The 13,393-nt window shown below is 41.2% G+C and carries 17 protein-coding genes; 15 read left to right on the top strand and 2 right to left on the bottom strand.

Annotated features, from left to right (window positions below; genetic code table 11):
* Positions 1-36 precede the first annotated feature (36 nt).
* The 3 genes from AC6UD1_RS03065 (at position 37) to AC6UD1_RS03055 (ending at position 2,698) form a co-directional block, all read left to right on the top strand.
* Positions 37-921, top strand: a complete 885-nt coding sequence (locus tag AC6UD1_RS03065) for an aldo/keto reductase (RefSeq protein WP_500707276.1) — start codon at positions 37-39, stop codon at positions 919-921.
* Positions 922-1,041: 120 nt separating this feature from the next.
* Positions 1,042-1,902, top strand: coding sequence for a hypothetical protein (locus AC6UD1_RS03060; RefSeq protein WP_500707275.1), 861 nt, complete (start codon positions 1,042-1,044; stop codon positions 1,900-1,902).
* A gap of 106 nt (positions 1,903-2,008) precedes the next feature.
* A complete protein-coding gene (locus AC6UD1_RS03055; protein WP_500696449.1) occupies positions 2,009-2,698 on the top strand; it encodes a hypothetical protein in 690 nt (229 codons plus the stop codon).
* 50 nt (positions 2,699-2,748) lie between these two features.
* Here AC6UD1_RS03055 and AC6UD1_RS03050 read toward each other — a convergent pair whose 3' ends face one another.
* Both AC6UD1_RS03050 and AC6UD1_RS03045 read right to left on the bottom strand, forming a co-directional pair.
* Positions 2,749-3,684 (bottom strand): aldo/keto reductase, encoded by a 936-nt coding sequence (locus tag AC6UD1_RS03050; RefSeq protein WP_500695357.1) that lies wholly within the window; start codon positions 3,682-3,684, stop codon positions 2,749-2,751.
* A gap of 14 nt (positions 3,685-3,698) precedes the next feature.
* Entirely contained in the window at positions 3,699-4,082 is a 384-nt protein-coding gene (locus AC6UD1_RS03045; protein WP_500696451.1) for a DUF488 domain-containing protein, read from the bottom strand.
* Positions 4,083-4,218: 136 nt separating this feature from the next.
* On the opposite strand from AC6UD1_RS03045, the gene AC6UD1_RS03040 reads away from it, so the two are divergent.
* The 12 genes from AC6UD1_RS03040 to accA are packed head-to-tail and all read left to right on the top strand — an operon-like array spanning position 4,219 to position 13,355.
* Complete coding sequence (locus AC6UD1_RS03040) at positions 4,219-4,761, top strand: hypothetical protein (RefSeq protein ID WP_500693411.1); 543 nt, start codon at positions 4,219-4,221, stop codon at positions 4,759-4,761.
* A 55-nt stretch (positions 4,762-4,816) separates the two neighbouring features.
* Positions 4,817-5,263, top strand: coding sequence for a 3-hydroxyacyl-ACP dehydratase FabZ (gene fabZ, locus AC6UD1_RS03035; RefSeq protein ID WP_500707274.1), 447 nt, complete (start codon positions 4,817-4,819; stop codon positions 5,261-5,263).
* Positions 5,264-5,277: 14 nt separating this feature from the next.
* Positions 5,278-6,255 (top strand): beta-ketoacyl-ACP synthase III, encoded by a 978-nt coding sequence (locus AC6UD1_RS03030; protein ID WP_500707273.1) that lies wholly within the window; start codon positions 5,278-5,280, stop codon positions 6,253-6,255.
* A gap of 35 nt (positions 6,256-6,290) precedes the next feature.
* The gene (locus AC6UD1_RS03025) at positions 6,291-6,554 is read left to right on the top strand and encodes an acyl carrier protein (RefSeq protein ID WP_500693414.1); all 264 of its coding nucleotides are present in this window, start codon (positions 6,291-6,293) and stop codon (positions 6,552-6,554) included.
* 34 nt (positions 6,555-6,588) lie between these two features.
* Complete coding sequence (locus tag AC6UD1_RS03020; RefSeq protein WP_500707272.1) at positions 6,589-7,500, top strand: ACP S-malonyltransferase; 912 nt, start codon at positions 6,589-6,591, stop codon at positions 7,498-7,500.
* Positions 7,501-7,503: 3 nt separating this feature from the next.
* Positions 7,504-8,247, top strand: coding sequence for a 3-oxoacyl-ACP reductase FabG (gene fabG / locus AC6UD1_RS03015; protein ID WP_500696453.1), 744 nt, complete (start codon positions 7,504-7,506; stop codon positions 8,245-8,247).
* Between the two features lie 26 nt (positions 8,248-8,273).
* Positions 8,274-9,509, top strand: coding sequence for a beta-ketoacyl-ACP synthase II (gene fabF / locus AC6UD1_RS03010; RefSeq protein WP_500707271.1), 1,236 nt, complete (start codon positions 8,274-8,276; stop codon positions 9,507-9,509).
* Positions 9,509-9,952 (top strand): acetyl-CoA carboxylase biotin carboxyl carrier protein, encoded by a 444-nt coding sequence (locus AC6UD1_RS03005; RefSeq protein ID WP_500695350.1) that lies wholly within the window; start codon positions 9,509-9,511, stop codon positions 9,950-9,952. Before fabF ends, AC6UD1_RS03005 begins: the two co-directional genes overlap by 1 nt.
* A gap of 2 nt (positions 9,953-9,954) precedes the next feature.
* Positions 9,955-10,371, top strand: a complete 417-nt coding sequence (locus AC6UD1_RS03000) for a 3-hydroxyacyl-ACP dehydratase FabZ family protein (protein ID WP_500707270.1) — start codon at positions 9,955-9,957, stop codon at positions 10,369-10,371.
* A gap of 18 nt (positions 10,372-10,389) precedes the next feature.
* A complete protein-coding gene (gene accC, locus AC6UD1_RS02995) occupies positions 10,390-11,763 on the top strand; it encodes an acetyl-CoA carboxylase biotin carboxylase subunit (protein WP_500695348.1) in 1,374 nt (457 codons plus the stop codon).
* On the top strand, positions 11,750-12,592 hold the full coding sequence (locus AC6UD1_RS02990; protein WP_500707269.1) for an acetyl-CoA carboxylase carboxyltransferase subunit beta: 843 nt from the start codon (positions 11,750-11,752) through the stop codon (positions 12,590-12,592). Before accC ends, AC6UD1_RS02990 begins: the two co-directional genes overlap by 14 nt.
* Positions 12,585-13,355, top strand: a complete 771-nt coding sequence (gene accA, locus AC6UD1_RS02985; RefSeq protein ID WP_500707268.1) for a carboxyltransferase subunit alpha — start codon at positions 12,585-12,587, stop codon at positions 13,353-13,355. Before AC6UD1_RS02990 ends, accA begins: the two co-directional genes overlap by 8 nt.
* The last annotated feature ends 38 nt before the right edge of the window (positions 13,356-13,393 follow it).

Below are 13,393 nucleotides of genomic sequence, written 5' to 3'. Positions count from 1 at the left end.
GTGATATCCTACAATTAGTTCATGGAGGTGTTAAGTATGAGTAGAGATTTAGAATCAAAAGTACGTTTAAATAATGGCGTTGAAATGCCCCAATTAGGAATGGGTGTTTGGAAGAGTGATAATAAAACCGCCGCTCAATCCGTTGAATGGGCACTAAATGATGGTTATCGAGCAATCGATACCGCCAAACAATATGGAAATGAAGCCGGTGTTGGTGAGGGTCTGAAAAAAGGTCTGGCTGACAACGGATTAAAACGTGAAGATGTTTTTCTAACGACTAAAGTATTTAATGGTGACCAAGGATATGATTCAACTCTTGAAGCTTTTGAAGGACAATTAAAGCGTCTTCAAACTTCATACGTTGATTTGTTACTGATTCACTGGCCAGTTAATGGTAAGTACAAGGAAACCTGGCGTGCTCTTGAAAAGATTTACCATGAAGGTAAAGCACGGGCCATTGGAGTTTCAAACTTCAACATTCGTCGTCTAAGAGACTTGATGAAGCACGCTTCCGTAAAGCCAGCTGTTAACCAAATGGAATTTCATCCATTAGAACAAGAAGCTGACATTAAAGAATACTGTGACTTAAATGACATTAAGCTTGAAGCATGGTCACCACTTGGTGGTGGAGCTGCTTTAAACAATCCACTTGTTAAGAAGATTGCTGAAAAGTACGGTAAATCAACCGCACAAATCATTATTCGTTGGGACATGCAACGTGGCATTATCTCAATTCCAAAGTCAGCTCACGAAAAATACATTAAAGCCAATGCTGACATCTTTGACTTTGAACTTGACGACGATGACATTCGCCTAATTAATAGCCTTAACGTTGACAAGCGTTCAATTTGGTACGGTGACTTCCGTTGGAACGGGAATCCTGATGCTCCAGTTGACACTGTTGACCAATGGGATGACTAATTTAGTCAAAAGAGAAGCGTGTGCTTCTTTTTTTTATTGGTTGTGATTGTGACTGATAGCGTTTTTATTAAGATTTCGTTATAATGAAATTGTAAATAAATTAACAAAGGGAGAATTATTATGATTATTAAAGCAATTAAAAGTGCCCTTAACGTAACCAAAAAGCATTTTTGGATTTTGTTAGCAATGGTTGTTCCTGCGATCTTAATATCCGCTGTTCTGGGTGGATTAGTTAGCAGCCTGCAAAATTCTGAGGCTTTGAGTTTAAGTTATAGTTTGGGTGCCAGTTTTAGTATCTGGTTAATCTCGATCATCGTTGGAATTATTGGGATTGTATTATTTGAATCAGCAGCGATGGGGTACCTGACTGGTGACGAGACCGATACGTTTAAATTTGAAGATGCCTTTGTGGCATTTAAACAAGGAAATACATGGTTAGTGGCAGCACTGTATGCCGCTTTTATGGATTTGATTAGTTTCATTTTTGGTGCATTATTTGTTGCCTCCGCTGGCGTTATTAGTGCTTCATTTGTTCCTCGAGTCTTTGGTTTTAACACCACCACCGCTCAAGTGGTCGCTTTGATCATTGTTGGAATTGTGATTCTAGCATTAGTTGGAATTGCTTGGATCTTTGTTGCCACTGGGTTAGCGTTCATTTACTTAACCTACTTTGATGTTCAACGAGCTGGTAAAAAAGTTCATCTAATGGATGGCTTTTCAGCTTCATGGAAACTCATGACTGGCAATCGTTGGGGTCTGATTGGTTTGAAAGTTTTGAACCTAATCATTGCCATCGTAACCTACGCGGTAATTGTCCTGGTAGGTGCACTTCTCTGGTGGATCTTTGCCTCAATGTTGACATGGACCGTCTTTGCAATTGTGCTTGAAGTCATTTTGACGGTGCTCGCCATCGCAATTTCAATCTTTTACATGGTATGGTTCTCAATGGCTAACATTAAATTCTACGAAGAAATTAAATAGTTAATCATTAGTTACAAAAAGAGAAGCAAGTTGCTTCTCTTTTTTTACGTTGTCAAAAAGAACTCGGCGTGTAATAATTCTAGTAACGAAAAATGGAGGAATACATATGATTGCAAATGCAATGACAAAGTCGTGGGGAATCGTTAAGAAGAACTGGTGGATGATGTTTTTAATGGGCATCCCAGCTGGGGTCGTGGGAGCTTTTTCGGATCCAATGATGTTGTTCAAGCTTCAAGGCATGCAAAGAGCCCTTTTCTCAATCTTTGAATTAATCGTTGGTCTGGTGGGAATCTTATTTTCTGCCTCTTTGGCCATGGGATACGCCAAGAGTATTCAAAATGATAGTTTTAAGTTTAAGAATGCTTTTGTGGCTTTTAATCGTAAGTATAATTGGCCTGTCATCATTCTGGTAGGACTATTAATGACACTTGCAGAGGCCTTTGCAACCCTCCTATTGATTGTTCCCGGCGTCATCTTGTCGGTTGGATGGGGTCTTTGGATGTATTCGTATCAAGATGAAATTGAGACCGGAAAAGAAGTTGGGATTACTCAAGCATTTACCGATGCTTGGCAAACAACGAAGGGTTACAAGTGGAACTTTTTTTATCTGCAGCTGTTATTTTTCTGTATGTATTTCGTATTAACCATTTTGATGACAGCCGTTACAACCGTTGTGAAGGGTAATTCTATTTTAGCCGCGGTGGTTTCTGTAATTGTATATGTTCCAATGATTTTCATTAGTTTCTGGAATTCAGCGGCTCAAATCATTTTCTACCGTGAAATTAAAAATAAATAAGTGTCAAAAAAGCGTTCATCAAATGATGAACGCTTTTCATTTCTTAATTTCTATTTAAATAGGGTGTTAATTTGATCATACTCGGCGTGGCTAAGGTCAATGTCTAACGCTTTAGCATTGCTTTTGACTTGCTCTGGCTTTTTGGCACCCGGAATAACAACCGTGATATCAGGATTCTTGATGTACCAAGCAATGACGATTTGAGCAACGGTAGCGTCATGCTTGTCGGCAATTGGCTTTAGTTGGTCAACTTTTTCAACAATCTTTTTGAACTCTTTGCCTTTAAAGTCGGGATTGTCATGTCTGATATCATCCTTTGGGAACTTAGTCTCTTTGCTGTACTTGCCGGTCAAGAGTCCAGATGCAAGTGGGAAGAATGGAACAAATGAAATATCGTGTTCCTTTAGATATGGGAATCTTTCCCTTTCGGCTGAGCGATCAATCAAGTTGTATTCTTCTTCATCAATGTCAACCAGTCCGTCAAGGTTGGCCTGCTTTAATTGTTTCATTGACATGTTTGAAACTCCGATGGCACGAATCTTACCGGCTTTTTTCATTTCGTTTAAAGCAGCCACTGATTCGTTTAATGGGGTGTGATCATCTGGAAAATGGATGTAGAAGATATCAACGTAGTCGGTTTGAAGTCGTTTCAAACTATCTTCGACGCATTGTTTTAAGTATTCCGGAGAGTCATCAATAACAACGCTTCCATCGCTTTGAACCTTTTGACAACCCTTAGTAGCGATCTGAATCTTAGAACGATCGTATCCCTTGATGGCTTCACCGATTAGTTTTTCTGATTCGCCCATGCCATACGCAAAGGCAGTATCTAGCAGGGTAATGCCAGAGTCTAAAGCTGTTTTAACGATTTCGATTCCGGTTTGGTCACTTAAGTTTGGAAATAAGTTGTGACCACCAACGGCATTAGTGCCTAAACCTAGTGGGACGGTCGTTACGTCTGATTTACCAATTTCTACTGTTTTCATGTTAAATTCCTCCATTACTGATTGAGTTCTGCTTTAATCTCAGGTTGGGCAAGCAAATAGTGATAGATAATGATCGCTTGATTATGCTTTGTATCTTTTGCTCCGTATAATAAAATTACGTTGCCCGATTTTAAATGGGTGGAAATTAATGATATAAATCCGGGCATTTGTGGATTATTTTTTAGTTCATCCAAATACTTTTGTTTGAATTCCTCAAACTTGGCGGGGTCGTGTCCGAACCATTTTCTTAGTTCGGTACTTGGAGCGATTGATTTGAACCAAATATCTAGATCGGCGTTAACCTTCGAGATTCCACGAGGCCAGAGACGATCAACTAGGATTCGGTATCCATCCTTATCGACGGGCTTGGTATAGATTCGTTCAAGCTTCAATTCCATTTTTCTTACCTACCTTCATTGATTATTTGATCTCTTATACTATAAGCAAGTATACGATACCTTGGTGCCCAAACGTTAGAATTTAGTCTTCAATGTGGTAAAATCAAGTGTAAAAAAATTAAGGAGGGACAGTATCATGGTTAGAAAAAATCGGATTTCGGATGGTATTTCCAAATTGCACGGTTCGGCCAATGAATTCTTGAAAAAATTTCAAACTGAAATCGATGAAAAACGACATCCTAATAAACAGAGAGTGATTGATGGGACAGATATTGAGCTGGCGCCACGGCAAAAGATTGAACGTCATCGTTATCCAGATTTGGTGGACTATGGCACCTATTATTCCGCAATCATGGATAATGGGCATACTGTTCTGGTCAACCCAGATTACCTTGAGTACAGCGTTGAGGTTATGCCCGGTTCCTATGATCAAGAGCATCATTTCATAAATGACACCAATCACTGGCGGATGTACTATGTTGATGGTGTTGGAATCGATCGTTACTCGGCTCCCATCCCAGAATCCTATGATTATCTACAGGATATGGATAATGATGAGGCCGATAAATTCCCAGGAATTCCCGGAGATCGATACGGAAATCGATGGGCGATTGGGTATAATTCAAAGGATAAAATCCTGTTAGTAAGTAGCGAGGCACTCAGTTTGAATAAACGTTAAGATGTTACCAAACGTCACATTTGTAACGTAAAACTAAATTTTGTGAGATGAAAATATGGAACAGTTAAGCATTGATAAAATAATGGAAATTCTTCCAAACCGTAACCCAACTTTATTTGTGGACCGAGTGGATCAGCTAACCCCGGGCGAGTCAATCGATGCCGTAAAGAACGTCACCGCTAATGAAAACTATTTTCAGGGTCATTTTCCCGGATTTCCACTAATGCCAGGAGTTTTAATTGTTGAGACCTTATCGCAGGTGGCGTCAATCCTCATTTTGAAATCGCTTGATGTTGATCCTAAAAGTAAGGTTACTAAACTTAACAAAACTAAAAATGTGAAGTTTAGACACATGGTTCGACCCGGCGACACTTTGAAAGTTCACGTTGATTTAAAAGAAGTTAACGATGGAACCTACACGATGGTAGCTGATAGTGAAGTTAATGGCGATAAAGCTTGTTCGGCCACGCTTGAATTCTCGTTAGCTGACCGGTCCGATTAAGTAGGTGATAAGTAGTGAGTGCTTTTAAAATTATTTCAAGCGCCAAAAGTGTTCCTGAAAAGGTCGTCACTAATGACGACCTGGCTAAGATTATGGACACCTCTGATGAATGGATTAAGAGACGAACAGGCATTTCAAGTCGGCACATTGCGGTTAATGAATCTACAACGTCAATGAGTGTGGAAGTGGCTCAAAAGCTTTTGAAAAGTTCTGGGACTGATCCTAAAGACTTGGATTATGTAATTGTGGCCACCATGTCATCTGATTATCAGACTCCATCGACGGCTGCTAGCGTTCAGGGTGCGATTGACGCTACTAATGCGGTGGCGTTTGATATTGATGCCGCATGTACGGGTTTTGCGTTTGGAACGTCAATTCTTAATTCGTTGTTAGCAAAAAAGAACGGTAGTTGTGGGATTTTGATTGGTGCGGAAGTATTAAGTAAGTTTTTGGACTGGTCAGATCGATCAACTGCCGTGCTTTTTGGTGATGGAGCCGCTGGAATCTTGGTTAAAAATGATCCTAGTTCTGATTCGAAGATCTTAGGAGAGTCCCTTCAAACTTATGGTGATTTGGGGTCAGCTTTAACAGCTGGACACTTTCCCTGCGTTACACCATTTGGGAAAAGTACCAATCAGGAAAATCGGTTCTTTAAGATGGATGGTCATAAAGTGTTTAACTTTGCGTTAAAGAGGGTTCCCAGTTCAATTAAAATAGCACTAACAGATGCTCATTTAGCTTTAGATGATATTGATGTTTTTGTCATGCATCAAGCTAATGCCAGAATTATTACTAGCGTTGTTAGAAGGCTTGATTTGCCGAAAAGTCGGTTCCCAATTGATATTGATGAATATGGGAATACAGCGGCAGCTAGTGAACCACTGCTATTGGCAGATTTGCTTACAAGCGGTAAAATTCAAAGAGGAAACAAAGTTGCCCTTGTCGGTTTTGGTGGCGGATTAACTACTGGAACTGTTATAATTAATTATTGAGGACAAACAAATTTTATTAAATGGAGTGATTATTTATGGCTGAAAAAGCAGATAAGAATCAGATTTTTGACAAGATTAAGGCGGTTGTTACCGACCAAACCGATATCAACCCCGATGACATTAAAATGGACGCTAACTTCAAAGATAACTTGGATTTAGATTCATTAGATATCTTTGAAATTGTGGATGCCCTAGAAGATGCCTATGACATCGAAATTGATAGTGACGAGGGCATGGAGACGGTTTCTGACCTAGTTGATTATGTTGCAAAGCAAATTGACGAAAAGAACGATAAATAATAAAGTGTTTTTTATTTTAGGAGTGTTTTAAATTTTGAAAATCGGTTATTTATTCAGTGGCCAGGGACAACAGTTTGCTAACATGGGATCTGACTTGTATCAAAATAACGATACCTATAAAAACGTGGTCGATACCGCGTCGCATACTTTAAATCTTGATCTATCCGATCCGAAGGTTTTTGACGATCCTGAAAATACTCAGATTGCCATTTTGACTTTGAGTTATGGGATTTACCAGATTTTAGCTGGCAAGCTTCCTAAAGCGCAGGCAATGATGGGTCTTAGTTTAGGCGAGTATAGTGCTTTAGTATCTGCTAAAGCACTATCTTTTCAATCAGGATTAAAATTAGTGCGTGACCGAAGCCACTACATGGATGAAGCCGGAAAGCAAAATCCCGGTTCAATGGCTGCTGTGTTAAAGGTTGAGCCCCAAGTAGTGGTTGACGTAACTAACGAAGTTGATGGAGCATACCCAGCTAATTTCAATACCAGCGAACAAACTGTGATTGGTGGGACTGAGTCTGGGGTCAAAACAGCTAGTGCAGAACTTAAGAACCGGGGAGCAAAGCGAGTCGTTCCTTTAAAAGTGGCCGTTTCTTCACATACTCCGCTGATGCAGCTAGCGAGTGATTTGCTTTCAAAACGAATGGAGAATGTTGCCTTTAAAACCCCGGAGGTTCCAGTGATCAGCAACACTGACGTTGGTCTGTTTAATAAGGATAACCTCTCCGATACGTTAACCCGTCAGTTGGTCAATCCAACCCACTTTAAAGCGGATCTAGAATTCATGGTCAAAAACTACGGAGTGGATACGCTGATTGAAATCGGGCCGGGGAACACACTGACTAAATTTGCAAAAAAGACACTTAAAGATGTCGATGCTTATAGCGTTGACAGTTTAAAGAAATTAAATGATTTACAAGCAAAACTTGGTTTGGAGGACTAATTCATGACAACGAAAAATGACAAAAGCACGGTTTTAATTACCGGTGCTACTAAGGGAATTGGTCTGGCAACTGCCAAACGATTAGCAAAAGATCCACATAATTTTGTGATTGTGAATTCTCATCGAGAATTAAGTGATGACGAAGTAAAAGATTTAAAGTCACAGTTTGACACTGAGATTGAGATCTTGATTGGCGACGTTTCAAAAGAAGAAGACGCTGAGTCAATGGTGAACCAGATCTTAGATGAACATGATCATCTCGATGTATTAGTTAATAATGCTGGGATTACCAGGGACAAACTCTTAACGCGGATGAGCGAAGAGGATTTTAAAGCTGTGTTAGACACCAACCTTGTTGGAACGTTTAATATGACTAAGTATGCCTTAAAGACAATGCAAAAGAAACGAGCTGGTGTTATCATCAACACTTCCAGTATTTCGGGACTTCACGGAAATATGGGACAGGCGAATTATTCGGCAAGCAAATCAGGGATTGTTGGTTTAACAAAGACGACGGCACAAGAGGGATCACTTAGAGGGGTTCGTTGTAACGCCGTTGCTCCTGGCATGATCAAGACCGACATGACGGCCAAATTGAGTGACAAAATTATTTCGAGGTGGGAAGATACCATTCCCCTTCATCGTTTTGGAAGTGCTGAAGAAGTAGCCGAAACAATCGAGTTTTTGATTAATAATCAATACATTACCGGACAGGTAATCACTGTTGATGGCGGACTCACAATGTAGTTCCGTTTATTTAAGGGAGGATTCAATTGGGTAATAGAGTTGTTGTTACGGGCATGGGTGCAGTAACCCCGATCGGGAACGATGCTGAGACTTTTATTGATAATTTGTTGGCTTCAAAGGTTGGAATCGAAAAAATCACTAGTTTTGACACCTCTGAGATTAAAGCTCACGTGGCAGCCGGCGTAAAGGACTTTGATCCAAGCAAACGCTTAGCTAAACGAGACTATCATCGAGTAGATCCATTTGCGCAATACGCACTTTACAGTGCCGTAGAGGCAATGGACCAAGCTGGGTTGAAACGAGGAGAATATGATGGGAAGGATCTTGGCGTCATCTACGGATCTGGGATTGGTGGTATTAGTACTATCGAGACGCAGGTTCTAAAAATGTACAAAAAGGGTCCCAGACGTCTTTCCCCGTTATTTATCCCAGAAACCATTATTAATATGGCTGCTGGCAATATTTCGATCTACTTTGGCGCTAAAAACACTAGTAAAGCCGTGGTTACAGCTTGTGCAACTGGAACCAACGCGATTGGCGATGCTTATGAATACATTAAAGCTGGCAAGGCTAAAATGATGATCGCTGGTGGATCCGAGGCAGCAATTACGCCGGTTGGAATTTCAGCCTTTGCAGCCCTAACAGCTCTTTCTTCAAGTGAAGATCCAGCTCACGCTTCCATGCCATTTGATAAAGATCGGGATGGTTTCGTAATGGGCGCTGGTGCTGGAACCTTAGTGCTTGAAGATTACGATCACGCCAAAGCACGTGATGCACATATTTTGGGTGAGATCGTTGGCTACGGCCAAACCAGTGATGCTTATAATTTAACTGCTCCTGATCCAGATGGGGAAGGGGCCATTGGGGCCATGCAACAAGCATTGGATGAAGCTCACATCAAGACTTCCGACCTTGATTACATTAATGCCCATGGCACAGCAACTCAATCTAATGATGTTTCTGAGTCAAAGGCCATTAGCAAGTTGTTTAAAGATAATGACCACGTCTTGGTTAGTTCAACCAAGGGGATGACTGGTCATGCCCTTGGGGCTGCTGGAGCCATTGAGGCCGTGGCAATTCTTGGAGCCATGAAGCATAGTCAAATGCCAGTGAATGTTGGTGTCAGTACCCAGGATCCAGAAAGTCATATCAGGCTAGTGGATAAAGAGAATGCTAAAAGACCGGTCAATACCGCCATTAGTAATTCATTTGGATTTGGTGGTCATAACGCGGTCATTGCGATAAAGAAGTGGAATCAATAATGAATGAAAAAGACATTGAAAAATTAATTACTAAATTTGATAAGTCTAACTTACAAGAATTAAAAATTGATGAAAACGGTCAACAACTTTATTTCTCAAAGATTGACAGTCATTCTAAACCAGTCACCCACGTTGAAAAAACGGCGGATGATAAATCGGATGAAAATCAGGAAAAGCTTCAGTTGAATGCACCTACTAGTGGTAATTATCAACTAAAGGCACCGATGGTGGGAATATTGTATTTTGCTCCTAGTCCTGAAAAGCCTGACTTCAAAAAAGATGGTGATCGTGTTCAAAAGGGTGAAACGGTTTGTATCATTGAGGCCATGAAGATGGTCAATGAAGTCAAAAGTCCAGTGAGCGGAACCATCGTGAAACGTCTGGTTGATAATGGTTCGATGGTTGAGTATAACGAACCAGTTTATGAGATTAAGGAGGATTAGTTATGACATTGAATGTTAATGATTATATTCCCCAACGACCCCCAATTCAGATGATCGATAAGATTGACACTATTACCCCGGGAGAGGGAGCCGAGGCCACTAAGATGTTGGCAGGAAACGAATGGTACTTTGCAAATCAAGGTAATCATCCGACACTGCCACGTCCGTTGGTGCTTGAGTCAATGGCTCAGACTGGAGTGGTTGCTCTCTTATCAATGCCAGAATACAAGGGTAAAAACGCCTTTTTTGGTGGAATCAAACAAGCTGAATTTAAAGATGACTTTCGACCAGGCGATGTTTTACATTTAAAAGTTGATTTATTAAAGGTTAAACATAATATTGGAATTGGCAAAGGTGTTGTCACTAGGGACGGACAGGAAATCGCTAATGCAACGTTGATGTTTGCGGTTGAATCATAGTGAGTGAAAGGTGATTTAATGTTTAAAAAGGTACTGGTGGCTAATCGGGGCGAGATTGCAGTCCAGATTATCCGTGCGCTTCATGATATGAATATTAAGGCAGTGGCAGTGTATTCAACTGCTGACGCTGATAGTTTATTCGTAAAATTGGCCGATGAGTCAGTTTGTATCGGTGGACCATTTCCAGACGAGTCATATCTCAATATGGCAGCAATTGTTGATGCAGCGGTACTTACTGGTTGCGATGCTTTGCACCCGGGATATGGCTTTTTGTCTGAAAACGCTGATTTTGCGGAACTTTGCAATCAGTGTGGCATTAAGTTTATCGGTCCAAGTGCTAAGGTCATAAATTTGATGGGAAATAAAGGCAATGCTAAGGAAGCCATGAAAAAAAGTGGTGTGCCAACGATTCCTGGCAGTGATGGTTTTATTGACTCCGTGGAACAAGCCAAAGAAGTCGCTCATCAAATTGGTTATCCAGTAATGCTGAAGGCTGCTGCCGGCGGTGGTGGTAAGGGCATCCGAAAAGTTGCTGATGACGATGAACTGGCTAAGGCTTTTCAGGATACGAAACGGGAGGCTAAACTTTCCTTTGGCGATGATCGATTGTACATGGAAAAAGATCTAAACGACGCCAAGCACATTGAGATGCAAGTCATTGCCGATGAGCATGGTAACGTTGTTTATTTTCCCGAACGTGATTGTTCACTTCAACGTAATCACCAGAAGATCATTGAAGAAAGTCCATGTTCTGAAATCACTTCCGCAAAGCGCCAAGAACTTGGTCAGATCGTCGTTAACGCCACCAAGGGAATCCAGTATACAAATACAGGTACATACGAGTTCTTAATGGATCAGGATCACAACTTCTACTTTATGGAAATGAATACCCGACTGCAGGTTGAGTACACCATTACCGAAGAAGTTGCCGATGTGGAAATCATTAAAGCTCAGATCTTAGTTGCAGAAGGCGAAAAATTACCCTTCACGCAGGCTGATTGTGACGTAAAAGGCTACGCTTTGGAGTGTCGAATTGATGCAGAAGATCCCAGCAATAATTTTGCCCCATCGCCGGGTAAGATTACGAGTTTGCACCAGACTTATGGTACAAAGGGAGTTCGAGTGGACTCTGGCATTGGACAAAACGATGTCATTTCACCGTACTACGATTCGATGATTGCCAAAATCATTGTTCACTTGCCTACTAAGAAACAGGCTGTCCATAAGATGCGTCGGGTTCTTAATGAGTTTCACATTGAAGGGGTCAAAACCAACCGGGACTTCTTGATTGCTTTATTAAATGACAAGCATTTCTTGGCTGGGGACTTCAACAATAATTACATTGAAAGTACGTTCTTAAAAGAATGGATGAAGAAACATGGCAAAAAGTGATTTTGAGAATTTGAATTCGGATGAGCTGACCAAAAGAATGGATCAGATTCCTGATGATATTTGGGTGAAATGTCCTTATTGTGGGACTACTTTTTACAAAAAGAAACTTGGTAAATACAAAGAATGCCCAAATTGTGGCTATGCTTTTCGGATTGGAGCCAAAGAACGCATTCAAATGATGTGCGACGACTTTACACCCATTAATACTGATTTAAAGGCTTCCAAAAAATTTAAAGACGATAAGTACGTGGCAAAACTAAAGAAGGCCAGAGAGATTACTGGGATAAACGAAAGTGTCCTATCGGGAATCGGAACGATCAACGGTGTCAAAGTTGCGGTTGCAGCGATGGACTGGCGTTTTATTATGGCCAGTTTAGGGACAGCTACTGGAGAGATTTTGGCTCGTTTATTTGAAACGGCTACTAAAAAGGGCCTGCCGGTGATTGTCTTCACTGCTTCTGGGGGTGCGCGAATGCAGGAGGGAATTCATTCCTTAATGCAGATGGCCAAGGTCTCTGAGGCTGTGGCTGAACACAGTAAGGCTGGGTTGCTTTACATCAGTATGCTGGGCGATCCTACCACTGGTGGTGTGACCGCCAGCTTTGCCATGCAGGGTGATATTTTGTTGTCAGAACCCCATGCTTTGATTGGTTTTGCTGGTCGTCGGGTGATTGAAAAAACGATCCAACAGCGTCCGCCAAAGGATTTTCAGCGGGCTGAAACGTTGCTTAAAAATGGCTTCTTGGACGATGTCATTAAACGTTCTGAATTGAAAGAAACGTTAGGGAAGTTATTAAAATGGCATCAGGTAGGTGATCTTAATGGCTAAAAAAACGGCATGGGATAAGGTGCTAGCCGCTAGAGCTGCCAAAAAAATTGGGGTTGATGATTTAATCAACGGCATTACCGATGATTTTATGGAACTTCATGGTGACCGGGCTTATGGTGATGATCCGGCTGTTTATGGTGGGATTGGCACCATGGACAACATTGCCACTACGTTTGTGGGAATTAGAAAGGGATCAGACCTGAACTCCAACATTGAGCGGCACTTTGGTTCCGCAGAACCAGATGGATATCGGAAGGCTTTGCGTCTGATGAAACAGGCCGAAAAGTTCAACCGGCCGATTGTCACCTTAATCAATACGCCTGGAGCGTATCCAGGTGTTGATGCCGAGTACCACGGGATTGGTTATACGATTGCTCAATTAATCTTACAAGGAATGCAACTAACCGTTCCTTATATTAGTGTGATCATTGGCGAAGGTGGCAGTGGTGGTGCTTTAGCACTGGCTGTCGGTGATTGTGTCTGGGCCTTTGAGGATAGTATTTATTCGGTGCTCTCACCTGAAGGTTACGCCACGATTTTGTGGAAAGACCCCAGTCGGATGAAAGAAGCTGCTTCAGTGATGAAATTAACGCCAGATGATTTGTTGTCCGAGGGAATCATCGATCGGATTATTCCCGAAGCTGATACGGTTGATGGTTTCGAACGTTTCAGAGGCGATCTGGTTAAAAAAATTAGGGAATTAAATGCATTATCTAAGGATGATTTGGTTGCTAAGCGACTTTCCCGTTACCGAAATTTTTAATGAATGAATTAATTTTTTGATATAATGATGTAAATTAG

It is taken from the genome of Fructilactobacillus sp. X8R1C1, from assembly GCF_059900945.1.
The sequence above is the reverse complement of the archived record's forward strand: the minus strand, read 5'-3'. Positions and strand labels throughout refer to the sequence as shown.

Excerpts from the sequence above, each read along its gene's own strand:
- AC6UD1_RS03060 (WP_500707275.1), top strand. The coding sequence starts at position 1,042 with ATGATTATTAAAGCAATTAAAAGTGCCCTTAACGTAACCAAAAAGCAT.
- AC6UD1_RS03040 (WP_500693411.1), top strand. The coding sequence starts at position 4,219 with ATGGTTAGAAAAAATCGGATTTCGGATGGTATTTCCAAATTGCACGGT.
- AC6UD1_RS02990 (WP_500707269.1), top strand. The coding sequence starts at position 11,750 with ATGGCAAAAAGTGATTTTGAGAATTTGAATTCGGATGAGCTGACCAAA.
- AC6UD1_RS03050 (WP_500695357.1), bottom strand. The coding sequence starts at position 3,684 with ATGAAAACAGTAGAAATTGGTAAATCAGACGTAACGACCGTCCCACTA.
- accC (WP_500695348.1), top strand. The coding sequence starts at position 10,390 with ATGTTTAAAAAGGTACTGGTGGCTAATCGGGGCGAGATTGCAGTCCAG.
- fabZ (WP_500707274.1), top strand. The coding sequence starts at position 4,817 with ATGGAACAGTTAAGCATTGATAAAATAATGGAAATTCTTCCAAACCGT.
- AC6UD1_RS03025 (WP_500693414.1), top strand. The coding sequence starts at position 6,291 with ATGGCTGAAAAAGCAGATAAGAATCAGATTTTTGACAAGATTAAGGCG.
- fabG (WP_500696453.1), top strand. The coding sequence starts at position 7,504 with ATGACAACGAAAAATGACAAAAGCACGGTTTTAATTACCGGTGCTACT.
- AC6UD1_RS03045 (WP_500696451.1), bottom strand. The coding sequence starts at position 4,082 with ATGGAATTGAAGCTTGAACGAATCTATACCAAGCCCGTCGATAAGGAT.
- AC6UD1_RS03055 (WP_500696449.1), top strand. The coding sequence starts at position 2,009 with ATGATTGCAAATGCAATGACAAAGTCGTGGGGAATCGTTAAGAAGAAC.
- AC6UD1_RS03000 (WP_500707270.1), top strand. The coding sequence starts at position 9,955 with ATGACATTGAATGTTAATGATTATATTCCCCAACGACCCCCAATTCAG.
- accA (WP_500707268.1), top strand. The coding sequence starts at position 12,585 with ATGGCTAAAAAAACGGCATGGGATAAGGTGCTAGCCGCTAGAGCTGCC.
- AC6UD1_RS03065 (WP_500707276.1), top strand. The coding sequence starts at position 37 with ATGAGTAGAGATTTAGAATCAAAAGTACGTTTAAATAATGGCGTTGAA.
- AC6UD1_RS03005 (WP_500695350.1), top strand. The coding sequence starts at position 9,509 with ATGAATGAAAAAGACATTGAAAAATTAATTACTAAATTTGATAAGTCT.